The 8,930-nt window shown below is 54.2% G+C and carries 8 protein-coding genes; 3 read left to right on the forward strand and 5 right to left on the reverse strand.

Annotated features, from left to right (window positions below; genetic code table 11):
- The 5 genes from Q363_RS28685 to Q363_RS42400 form a co-directional block, all read right to left on the reverse strand.
- Positions 1-364 (reverse strand): YybH family protein (locus tag Q363_RS28685; RefSeq protein WP_035357541.1); only part of this gene is annotated, 364 nt, incomplete at its 3' end.
- 505 nt (positions 365-869) lie between these two features.
- Entirely contained in the window at positions 870-1,271 is a 402-nt protein-coding gene (locus tag Q363_RS28690; protein WP_157467775.1) for a hypothetical protein, read from the reverse strand.
- A gap of 660 nt (positions 1,272-1,931) precedes the next feature.
- Entirely contained in the window at positions 1,932-3,401 is a 1,470-nt protein-coding gene (locus tag Q363_RS28700) for a pyridoxal phosphate-dependent decarboxylase family protein (RefSeq protein ID WP_051979477.1), read from the reverse strand.
- Positions 3,402-4,721: an amino acid permease gene (locus tag Q363_RS28705; protein WP_035357547.1), complete on the reverse strand. Its 1,320-nt coding sequence runs from the start codon at positions 4,719-4,721 to the stop codon at positions 3,402-3,404. It abuts the gene before it with no gap.
- Between the two features lie 813 nt (positions 4,722-5,534).
- Positions 5,535-6,098 (reverse strand): helix-turn-helix transcriptional regulator, encoded by a 564-nt coding sequence (locus tag Q363_RS42400; protein ID WP_051979478.1) that lies wholly within the window; start codon positions 6,096-6,098, stop codon positions 5,535-5,537.
- 765 nt (positions 6,099-6,863) lie between these two features.
- On the opposite strand from Q363_RS42400, the gene Q363_RS28715 reads away from it, so the two are divergent.
- The 3 genes from Q363_RS28715 to Q363_RS28725 all read left to right on the forward strand — a co-directional run.
- Positions 6,864-7,220 (forward strand): 4-hydroxyphenylacetate 3-hydroxylase C-terminal domain-containing protein, encoded by a 357-nt coding sequence (locus tag Q363_RS28715; RefSeq protein ID WP_035357550.1) that lies wholly within the window; start codon positions 6,864-6,866, stop codon positions 7,218-7,220.
- A 734-nt stretch (positions 7,221-7,954) separates the two neighbouring features.
- Positions 7,955-8,506 carry a sigma-70 family RNA polymerase sigma factor gene (locus tag Q363_RS28720; RefSeq protein ID WP_035357551.1) on the forward strand — a complete coding sequence of 184 codons (552 nt, stop codon included), beginning with the start codon at positions 7,955-7,957 and terminating at the stop codon, positions 8,504-8,506.
- A 164-nt stretch (positions 8,507-8,670) separates the two neighbouring features.
- On the forward strand, positions 8,671-8,930 hold a 260-nt coding region (locus Q363_RS28725), incomplete at its 3' end, for a hypothetical protein (RefSeq protein WP_211256413.1).

The following is an 8,930-nucleotide window of genomic DNA, read 5'->3' on the forward strand; positions in this document are numbered from 1 at the left end:
CTGGCGCGATGATTGCGAAAAGCCACGTTCCATCCGATTGACGACGCACGACCTCGGTGCTCTTAGCTCCCATTGTTACAGGCTGCCCATTGGCATCCGTGCCCATGAGGCTCCATGTCGACCGCGTCAACGCGACGTTCTCATCTCCACTCGCGAGTGCCGTTATCTCTGCAGTGAACTTGGGTTTTAGGGCCAAGAATCCGAGCAGCTCAGTACGGATGTCCGGCAGCCCGCTGATTATTTTGCCGGATTGCTGAAGCCATCGGGCGGTAGGCTCGTGGAAGGCAACAGCTGCGTCAATGTCCCCTTGATTCATCGCTTCAAAAAACAGTGAATCGACCTCTTCAGGCCGTTTGGCGTGCATACTCTTTATCTCCTCGTCTGAAACCTTACGTTGCAACTGACCGAGTTGCTCTAACGTTCGCGATGGCGACGTTCAATCGCCATTTACCCTAAAACCATTGGAAGAAACTCAGTATTCTCCTTCTTCAGGAGCGAACAATCGCCTCGCCCTCCATCTATTGCAAAAGGTATTGCCTCGCCGTTCGCAAATTCTTCCCAAACATCTTGACTATTTTCCAAAGACCATCCGGTCACACTAGTCGGGCAGTCGCCCCCTCCGCACCTTTCAAATTCGTTCCCGCTGGGTCGTTTCCCAGCCTGCGATCTGGCTAGTGGGGATCCCAAGCGATCGTTGGACGCTTAAGAGTGATTGCGGGTTACAAAAAAAGATTTGCATGCGGGAAGATTTCCCTTGCTCCGTCTGGTCTGCCCGCTCTTTTGTACCAGATTCATTGTTAGTGCAGCGCGGCTTTGATCAGGATTGCTTTGCCTCCTTCAGATCCAGGAACCAGTGAGTGTCCAAGCATTCACAACGGAACGTGCCGTTGAAGCGAGAGCGTTCCGTGCATGCGTTCAGTCCCAAGAAAGATTAGAAGCGAGATTCCGAGCGTCACCAGAACATAATCGGGTGACGGCGGATATTTTGTCACGTTCAAGAAAGACTCGATGTTGCGCGTCGCGTCCGGCCACGTCTTCCACGGGCTCAGATCGCCATACCCATTCAGTCCCCGCAGCACACCAAAGACCACCAACGAGCCCACGCCGGTCCACGCGACCATCAGGTCGCGTGCGGCCTGCGGCAGGCGGAAAATATGTCCATACCCAAAGCCCAAGCACATTACACCAAACCACGGAACGAACGGATACATCACGATCCCCATCCTACCGGGCAATATCCCAGGCAGCACCGTAAACGTGCGAAGCAACATGATCGCCCGCGTCGCATGCAGCTGCGGGGAGGATCGCCAGAGGTGCAAGTAGCACGATCGCGCCGCCTACCACCAGCACCGCGCTTGGTCGCATCCACACCATCGCCGCCATCGCCATCATGCTCAATCCCGTCTTATCTCGTGATTTGTACTCGGCCCGAGTCCGTCCGGAAATTATCGCAAATTTAGCCGATGTACTTCTCGATCGCGATCGTGGATGCTGGAATAGCTATGGTGATTTATATTGCGAAGAAGATCTCTGATGCGAACAGCGTTTGGTTTAGCGTCGCCGATAGTGACGGCAGATCGATTCCGTCATGTGACAATTTCCTACTGCATCTCAGGCTGCGTGATTGTTCTGTCTATACGCAACGGGCCTACGCAATTGGTTTGGCACACTTCTTTTCCTGGCTGGATGCGCGAACGATGACCCAAAGCAGATCACCCGTCAGGTCATTAGTCGTTACATCACAAACTTCAGTCAGAATGCTCCCCAAGGCGCAGTAGCATCACGATCTGCGGATAAGATACGAGGTCCGCGAACAATTAATCATCGCCTCAGTGTGCTAGCGTCATACTTCGATTTTCATATCCGTCGTGATACTGAAGATGGGAGGGGGATATGGTGTGGCCGCGTTAACCCGGCATCGGGAAAGTTGCTTAATCAGAAACTGCGTCTGCAGCGTTCTCTTCGACGTACGTGCTGATCATGCTGAGAGTGTCTTCAATAATCGCTGCGGTGGTCCTGACATTTAGGATCGCAATGCGTGCGACCGTTCTTTCATGAATGCGTGTTGTGCCGAGAGAGACGCGACCTGCCCGGTTGACGTATCTCACTAACTCCTCTGTCGCAATATCCTCTTCTGCCTGGCTGCCGTTTGCATCGCGGCAGTAAAACGCGACTACCGATAGTTCAGGCTCAGCCAGAACCTCGACCTGCGGCATCTTCTGCAAGGCATGATAGACATGCTCCGCAAGATCGAGCTTATCGTCGAGCGCCTTACGAAACGCCGCAACACCGTGAAGGTGAAGTGGCAACCACACCCGCAGTCCACGGTTGGGCCGGGTCAGCTCCGGACTTGTCTCGGCGAAGTCGGGTAGGTACACATCATTCGAACTGTGACCTTGCAGGTCGCGGAGATACGACGCATCGTCATTGGAGTGCGTACGATGCAGTATCTCTCTGTCGCGCACCAGCAGGCATCCCGTGCCAAATGGAAGAAACATGCCTTTATGAAAATCGACCACGATAGAATCGGCCTGCTCGATGCCACTCAGGCGTTTCCTTCCGCGGTCGGTGGCTTGAAAGAAACCCCCATAGGCTGCATCGACATGAAACCAGAGGTTCTCCTCTCGCGCGACTGCGGCAAGCTCCTTCAGAGGATCGATTGTTCCGGTGTTGGTCGTGCCTGCATTCGCTGCGATGCAGAAGGGTATATATCCCGCCGCGCGGTCCTCGACGATCATGGCACGCAAGGCTCTGACGTCCATGCGCCATCCCTCATCTGCAGGAACAAGATGCAAAGCGCTGGAAGGAAATCCGGCGAGCCTCATCGCCTTCGATAGACAGTGATGTGTCTGGTCGGTCGTGTAGACAACGCCGTTCAGAAAGTTCTCCGGAAGACGGTTGCGTGCGCAGACGACCGCAGAGAAGATGGCCATCGAAGCGCCGGAGGTCAACAAACCTCCTGAGGTCTCAGGAAGTCCCATGAGCGAGGCGAGCCATCGCAGAACCTCTGCTTCCAGGGCAACCATGGCTGGAGATACCACGCTAAAAGCGGTGTAGCGATTGAATACGCCAGCGATAAGATCTGCGGCGGCGGAAGAGACAAGACCGCTCCCCGGAATGAACGCAAGCAACCCACCGCTCGCCGCGTTTTTATCGTTCTCCGCGGCTTGCACGATCACGTCGAGTAGCTCCCGAAGAGGCCGTCCTTGTTCCGCGGGGGGCTGGAGCGCCACAGTTGCATTTTGGCTGAGAAACCTGTTGGCGCCCGATACAGGAGGGATGCCCGATTCAGGCAGGCGATCCAGAAAGGCAGAGAGTTCGGGGACGATTTCGGCCATCATTGCGGCGAAGTCGTCGCCGGTGAGGTCGAGTGAATTTCTGGTCTTTGACGTGGATTGCATCTAGCTGTTCTCAATCATGGTGGGCTGCATGGAGCCCTTTGCGTAGTAAGCCGTGACCAGGATGGCCAGCCACAGCGTGATGACGTAGAAGGTGACTCGGGTTGTGCCACTAGTTGCGATCAGTACGGCGACGACTCCGATTAGCAGAATGATTGCCCAGTTGGTGTAAGGAGCGCCCGGCAGCCGGAAGTTCACTCGGGCGGTCGAGCCTTTTGAGTGCGCTCGCCAATAGTTGAAGTGGCAGAGCATGATCGCGGTCCAGACCCAGAGCACGATCCAGACGCAGGCCGAAAGCAGATAGCCAAAGATCTTGTCGGGGATCAGATAATTCAGCACAACCCCCAGCATCAGAACGGCGCCGGAGAGCGTCACGGAGAAATACGGAACCTTTTGCTGGTTCAATGTCTGAAATGGTGCAGGCGCATCACCTGAGGAGGCCAGCGCGTGAAGGAGCCGACTGCTTCCATACAGAATGGTGTTGCTCGAAGAGAAGAATGCGCTGATTGCTACGAAGGTCAGCGTCGCTGCGGCGCCGGCAAAACCTGCCTGCTTCAGCACCGACACAAAGGGACTCTCGTTCGGGTTGAGACTGTTCCATGGATACAGTATCATGACGATCGCGATGGAGCCGACGTAAAACAAGATGATTCGAAAGAAGACGCCGTTGATGGCTCGCGGCAAAGCATACTCCGGCCGGTCGGTCTCTGCTGCGGCGAGCCCGATAACTTCCGTTCCACCGAACGAGAAGATGACAAGCGGTACTGCGGCAAGTAGTCCTGAGAAGCCCTTCGGCAGGATGCCTCCGTGGTGCCAGAGATTGGCAACGCGGGCATGTGTACCGACATCGCCGATCTTGAAGACCAGAATCGCCAGGCCGCAAAGGAGCACGGCAATGATTGTGACGACTTTTATCATGGACAGCCAGTACTCCAATTCGCCAAAAGACTTGACTGTGCGCATATTGATGGCGTAGAGCACCACTGTGGCGCATAGCGCTGGAACCCATTGCGGAATGCCGGGATACCAGCGGTGCAGAAGAAGTCCGATACCTGTTATCTCCGCAATACCTACAAGCAGAAATGCCAGCCAGTACGACCAACCCGTGATGAAACCGGCGAGGGGGCCGATGAAGCGGGTGGCGTAGGCGGCAAATGATCCACGAGAAGGATATGCGAGCGTCAACTCGCCGAGGGCGCGCATGACGAGATAGATCATTGCGCCGGCTATCAGATAGGCAATGAGAAGCGCCGGTCCAGCCTGGTTGATAGCAGCTCCGGAGCCAAGAAAGAATCCTGCCCCGATTGCACTTCCAAGCGCCATTAGCTGTAGATGCCGGTTTTTGAGGCTATGAGATGTTTGATCCACTACATGCGTGGGATTTACTGCAGAAAATCGTTCCATTGTCTAAATAACCGTCTCAGGCCCAGAAAGTACTGTTGGGCCACTGAGCTATTAAACCGATTTCCGCGCCGTAGCTGTTGTCCAATACAAGCGAGCTTTTCCCGAAAATGCTATTACACGTCTGAGGAAAGTAACCGAAGTTTGCCCCACTTTCGTCCGACATCTCGCAACCACACTCCAGGAGTGGTTCCAGTTACACATCGGAAAACTCTTTGTGAAATGGCTGTGGTTCGCAAAACCTGCTAGGTGCGCAGCATGCGAAATCGATTTGCTCTCCTTCATCATCAACTTCTTCGCGCGGTGTATGCGCTGCTCGAGCACCCATCGATAGCAGCAGGGTACCCCAGTAAAAAATGAGTCGGCAAGCAATAGGTCCGCCAGAAACGTTTGCAGCGCCTTAGCAGGCTTTCGAACTGTACCGGCACATTGCGCGCAAAATAATACTTGTGGTCGAAACCGGTCATCTCCATGCCCGGCTTTAGTCTCTGCGGATAGTTTTGAAGGTATCGCCCGACAAACGGCCTACCTGAGTCTCTGGGAGAAAACCTAAGCCAGCACTTCCACTAACGGCTTGAGCTCTTGAGGCTTTTGTACCGCTACTGTGTATCGATGCTTGGCCCGAATCCGCGCTGCCGCGATCAAAGGATTCACGTGTCCCGGAACACCGGTTGACTTTGAAGGCGAGCGTATCTAAACCACTTTCCAGACCGCAACTGTTGTCCAAATAATCCTTTATCCAGCATCTCGCAACCAAAGCCCAGGGGTCGTACCAGTTACACGGCGAAAGACCTTTGTGAAATGACTTTGATTTGCAAAGCCTGCTAGGTGGGCAGCAATCGAAATCGATTGCCCGCCCCTCATCATCAATCTCTTAGCTCGGTGGATACGCTGCTCAATGACCCACCGATAAGGAGTCAAACCAGTGGATGTCTTGAAGGCACGCGCAAAATGCGACGGTGATAGTCCCGCCACGCTTGCGAGATCATGAAGCCGGACATTGTTAAGAAGATTTGCCTCTATATAGTCCAAGCTTCTGCTAAGTTGGGATCGTGTAAGCCCGCTCTGGTAGGCTTTGAACCTCGATCGCGGTGCTGTGAAGAGGGCGGCGAACAACGCGGTCACCAGACTCTCTCCAAAAAGAGGCAAATCATCGTCCTGCTCGGCAATTTCCTTCGCGAGCAGCTCTGCACATTGAGTAAGGCGATCATCGTAAAGCAAAAGGAGAGGCTCATTCCACTTCTTTCGGTCGAACTCTTCCGCGAGGAGGCGCTCGATGACGCAGTGGTCGAATTGCATTCTGATATCTCGTACGGAACTGGTTGAGTCGGCACCGTACCCCCACACGTCCACGTACGGGGGTGTATAGTTCGCATGACCGGCATCATAGCGACTTCGCGGAGTAGGGTTGTTGAGACGTGTGCGCGGCTCGCAATACCCGCCAACCTGTTCAAGAACCACCACGACGCTAGCCTGCTCTGTACATAGGTTTTGCCAGCATTGCCCTGGATCCAGATACTGTGTAACGTGGTAGACGGCGACACCATTCCACATACGAGACTGATAAGAAAAGTTCCGTATTCCGTGTGGAGCGCGAATTTTCAATGTCGGTATTTTAGAAAATGACATTAGGCAGCTCGTAAAGCTGTAGAGCTAATTCTGGCGAGCCTTAGCAATCGGCAACACGTAAGAGTCCTTAAACACCTAGAGATGGAAGCTACCGTAGTTAAGCGGCTGCACGTTTTATATCTCATTCAGAAACACCGTTGTCCAACGAATGGTTTGTAATCAAACCTGGGCGGGTGCTTTGCGTTTTTTCAGATAGACTTCGTAGCTTCTTCATTATCTTTCCACTCAAGCACCTGACATGCCATTGAAGACGAAAGGCGATTGAAGGAAGAGACCATGACCTAATTGACTCTGATTGAGAGCGTTAGATCCTGCTCGCGGGGCTGATGCAGCCGACACGCTGCGTGACGAACTTGGGACAAAGACCCGACAGTGACGAAAATTGGACGGGGCTTCCGTCGCAGAGCGACTTCTTGTAGGCCATGATGTTCTTCTATGGCCTGTCGTGCCAACTATAAGGAGATCATCGAGCAGGACCTGGGCAGCGCGCTCATTTACTTGAACTCACACGCGATTGATTTTAAGAACCCCTATTTAGAGAAATACGTTCGCGGCTCAAACGGCTACTCCGCGGTGGATCGGGTCAAGGTTATGAAGCTTTTGTGGGACGCGATCGGCTCCGAGTTCGGCGGTCGGCACGAACTCTATGAACCAAACTATGCTGGCAATCACGAAGCGGTCCGCATTGACATTCTGGCTGCGCAGGAAGCTGGCGGCCGTACCGAGGCCTATTGCCGTCTCGCGGACGAGTGTCTTGCTGAGTACGACCATCGATGGATGGACGGTGCCTGATCTGATCACTCCTGACGATGTAAACAGGATCGGCAACTTCACTGTGCGAGCATGAGCCCGCGGCTGTTGATGTGATGACAATCGAAGCCAAAGAGTCAGCAACTCCTTGACGCGCCCAAAGCGCTAAGAGGCTCTCCTCGGCCTGCCGCGCAGTTCTGATACCAAATCGCCAACTCATCCTTCGAGATCGGATTCAGGTTCGACCCGAATGTTGGCCAATTCTTGGCCGATCCCATCTTTACATAAGCAAATAGACAACATAAGCATCTCGGTTGCCCTTGACCGAGCTTGCGCCCGCAGCGGTCGAAGCCTTATCAAAGCCTTTCGTTTTGCGACCGGAACAACTACCGGGCTTTGGTTGAGACCTGCAGTGTCAGAAGGAGATCAATGCGTGTTGAAGTCACAGCACCTCCGGCAAAAACGTGATGATTTCAGGCAACAACTATATGCCGACGTTCGATTAAATCGATAGGTATGGACATTCATACAAGGATCCGACAAGAGGGAACGGTGGAAGCAAAGCCGACGCGAGAGCGTTTCGTTGTGTGACCGGAACAACTCCCGGGCTTTGGTTGCGAAGGTGAGCGATTAGAGACTGATCCAAGAACGCTGGAACGGGCACAGAGGAATCGAACTCGAAGGTCCAAGCCGGGGTCAAATTGTGCGTGACGCTGATGGAGCTTGGTTCACCGGAAATGGAACCCAGATGGCGTGTTCAATAGAGAGTGTCAAATATGTCATGGAAATACGACGGAGCAGGCCAAGCCGACGCGACTGGCGTCGAGTATCTCGACGGTCTGTACAGCTACGCGCTGGTCTTGACCCGCAACCATGCCGAAGCCGAGGATTTGGTACAGGAAACCTACGTTCGCGCCATACCGGCGATGGGGAGGCTACGGGCGGGCAGCAATACCAAGGGCTGGCTCTTCACGATCCTGAGAAATGTCTGGCTCAACCAGTTGAGAAAGCATCGGAATGGCCCACAAATGATTGAGATCGAGGTTGGCGATGGCGTTGCCAACAACATCGTAGAGCCATCCAAAGATTCACATGACCTTTATGTGAGCAAGTTGGAGGCAGAGCAGGTGCGAGCGGCGATTCAAGAGCTGCCAGTAGATTTTCGCGAGATCATCTTGTTGCGAGAATATGAAGACCTCTCGTATCAGGAGATCGCGAGCGTCCTGCAATGCCCCGTCGGAACCGTGATGTCGCGTTTGGGGAGAGCACGCGCAAAGCTTCGTGTATTGCTTTCCCCAACATTGAAGGGGTTCGCTCGTCCGAAGTGAGACACACAAAATGAAGGGTTGCGGTGATTTGCGATATGTCCTGCGTATCCTAAACGTTCCATTGAGTTGACGCACCCGCTCGCGCATTCCAGAGATTCCGTTCGAAAGCCCTCCGCACGCTCGAAGACCAGCTCTGGGTCCGCCGGCGCGGGACGTCGGTCCTCGTGCCCGAGCCAAAGCGCCTCCTGGTCGCTTGGGCAACAAAGTACCGGGAACGCTATCGCTCACGATTGCGGAGCACCGTCACCTACCCGAATCCCTTTGGGAAAGATCTGGCGAACATCAGCAACGCGCTCGGATCCATCTCCCTCGGCCCGTTCGCCTTCACCGGACCAGCCGCAGCCGCCGTCCGCGCGCCCTTCATCGATCTCGACACAGTGGACGCTTACCTTCCCTCGCCTAAGCAAACGGACAAACTCAAGAA

It is taken from the genome of Edaphobacter aggregans DSM 19364, assembly GCF_000745965.1.
Classification (GTDB): domain Bacteria; phylum Acidobacteriota; class Terriglobia; order Terriglobales; family Acidobacteriaceae; genus Edaphobacter; species Edaphobacter aggregans.